Here is a 2,393-nt window from a genome sequence, read left to right as displayed (position 1 = left end):
GACGACGACTTCTTCGCGCGCAACGCGGTGCGCTACCGGCCGGGGGTCGCGCTCGCCGCGCTCGACGCGGACGCGAACACTGCGGCGCTTGCCGACGGCACGCGGCTCGCCTACGACAAGCTCTTGCTCGCGACCGGCACCTCGCCCGCGATCCCGCCGATCCCGGGCATCGACACCGTCTCCTACCACGTGCTCCGGACCCTCGACGACGCGCTCGGGCTGCGCGAGGCGATCGCGCAGTCGCGCCAGGCGGTGGTGCTCGGCGCGGGGCTCGTCGGCATGCACGCGGCCGAAAACCTCGTCAAGGCCGGCGCGAGCGTCACGATCGTCGAGATGAGCGACCAGCTCACCGCGGGCTACTTCGACAAAGTCGCCGCGCAGCTGATCGAGCAGGCCTTCACCGACAACGGCGCGAGGATCCTCACCGGCAGCCGTGTCGTGCGTCTCGAGCCGTCGCCGGTCGGCGCACGCCTGACGCTCGCCAACGGCCAGAGCCTCGAAGCCGATCTCCTGCTCGTGGCGACCGGCGTCAAGCCGAACCTCGAGTACCTGAACGGCAGCGGCGTCGCGTTCGATCACGGCATCCTCGTCGACGACACGATGCGCACCAGCCGTCCGAACGTCTGGGCGGCGGGCGACTGCGCGCAGGCGAAGCATTTCTTCTCGCCGACGCCGCGCGTCAACGCCATCCTGCCTTCGGCCACCGAGCAGGGGCGTCTGGCCGGCATGGCGATGGCGGGCGATGCGGGCATCAAGCCTTACGCAGGAGGCGTGCCGCTCAACACCTACCACTTCTTCGGCCGGCATGCGATCTCGGTCGGTTCGAGCGAGGCGCCCGAAGGCAGTGAGGTCCTGACCCGCTTCGATGAAAAAACCGGGCGTTACCTGAAGGCGATCTTCCGCGACGGGCGGCTCGCCGGCATCTTCGGCGTCAATGAATTCTTCGACGGCGGCATCATGTGTCAGCTGATCGTGCGGCGCATGGACCTCACCGCGGTCAAGGCGCGCCTGGTCGCCGACCCGCTCAAAGTCGGGCGTGAACTGATGTCGCAGACCTGGCGCTAGCCAGGCGCGATCCAAGGAGCAGATATGGGACGAGCTTACAGCACGATCGCCTTCGACCCCGCCAAGTGCGACGGCTGCGGCGATTGCATGACGGCCTGCGCGCAGGCCAAGACCGGCACCGATGATCGGGCGCGTTCGCGCATCCAGATCGTCGGCCGGGGGGATGCAACTCAGGACGCAATCAGGGACGCAATTGAGGACGCCACTGAAAAAGCGTTCGAGCTGGCGCTGTGCCGCCAGTGCGCCGATCCGAAATGCGTCACCGTGTGTCCGGCAGGCGCCCTGGCCAAGGACGGCGCGTCGGGTGTGATCGGTTGGGACGCTTCGAAATGCGTCGATTGCCTGTTGTGTACGGTCGGCTGTGCGTACGGCGGCATCGCGCTCGACGAAGTCAGCGGCCACGTATCGAAGTGTGACACCTGCGATGGCAAGCCTGCGTGCGTGCCGGTGTGCAGCAAGGGCGCGCTGACCTACGTGACGACGGCGAACATCTACAACGAAGTCGGCGACTGGGAAGACCTCTTCGCGCCGGGGCTCGCGGGCTGTCAGGGCTGCAACACGGAGCTCCTGATGCGCCACACGCTGCGCCGCGTCGGCCCCGACACCGTGCTCGCGACCCCGCCCGGGTGCGTGCCCGGCATGGGCTCGGTCGGCTTCAACGGCACGACCGGCACGAAAGTCCCGGTGTTCCATCCGCTCCTGACGAACACTGCGGCGATGCTCGCGGGCGTCAAGCGCCAGTTCAAGCGGATGGGGCGCGATGTCACCGCGCTCGCGATCGCCGGCGACGGCGGGGCGTCCGATGTCGGCTTCCAGTCGCTGTCGGGAGCCGCCGAGCGCGGCGAGCAGATGCTCTTCATGGTCGTCGACAACGAAGGCTACATGAACACCGGCATGCAGCGCTCGAGCTGCACGCCGTACGGCGCCTGGACCTCGACGACACCGATCGGCGCCGGCTGCGCCGCGGGGCAGCCCGCGCAGGGCAAGACGCAGGACGCGAAGAACCTGCCGCTCCTGATGGTGAACCATCGCTGCGCGTATGTCGCGACCGCCTCGACCGCGTACATGGAGGATCTCTACGCGAAGCTCGACCGCGCGATCGAGGCGTCGAAGACCGGTTTCGCCTACGTGCATGTGTATTCGCCGTGCACGACCGGCTGGCGCTTCCCGTCGAACCAGAACATGGAAGTCGCGCGCAAAGCCGTCGAGACCAACTTCGTCATGCTGTGGGAGTTCACGCCGGGCGAGGGCCTGCGATTCACCCGCCCCGTCGACGACCCCCTGCCGGTCACCGACTACCTCAAGGCCATGGGACGCTTCCGCCACCT

Annotated in this window: 2 protein-coding genes; both read left to right on the top strand. The window is 68.0% G+C overall.

Features of this window, described 5'->3' with window-relative positions; genetic code table 11:
- A partial coding sequence (padH, locus tag GO606_RS00785) for an NADH-dependent phenylglyoxylate dehydrogenase subunit epsilon (RefSeq protein ID WP_169120865.1) occupies nt 1-1,065 on the top strand: 1,065 nt, incomplete at its 5' end.
- A 24-nt stretch (nt 1,066-1,089) separates the two neighbouring features.
- Nucleotides 1,090-2,393: NADH-dependent phenylglyoxylate dehydrogenase subunit beta (padI, locus tag GO606_RS00780; protein WP_246979255.1), on the top strand; the 1,304-nt coding region annotated here is incomplete at its 3' end.

It is taken from the genome of Aromatoleum anaerobium, assembly GCF_012910705.2.
In the GTDB taxonomy this organism is placed as follows: domain Bacteria; phylum Pseudomonadota; class Gammaproteobacteria; order Burkholderiales; family Rhodocyclaceae; genus Aromatoleum; species Aromatoleum anaerobium.
This window is presented reverse-complemented; position numbering and strand designations above follow the sequence as displayed.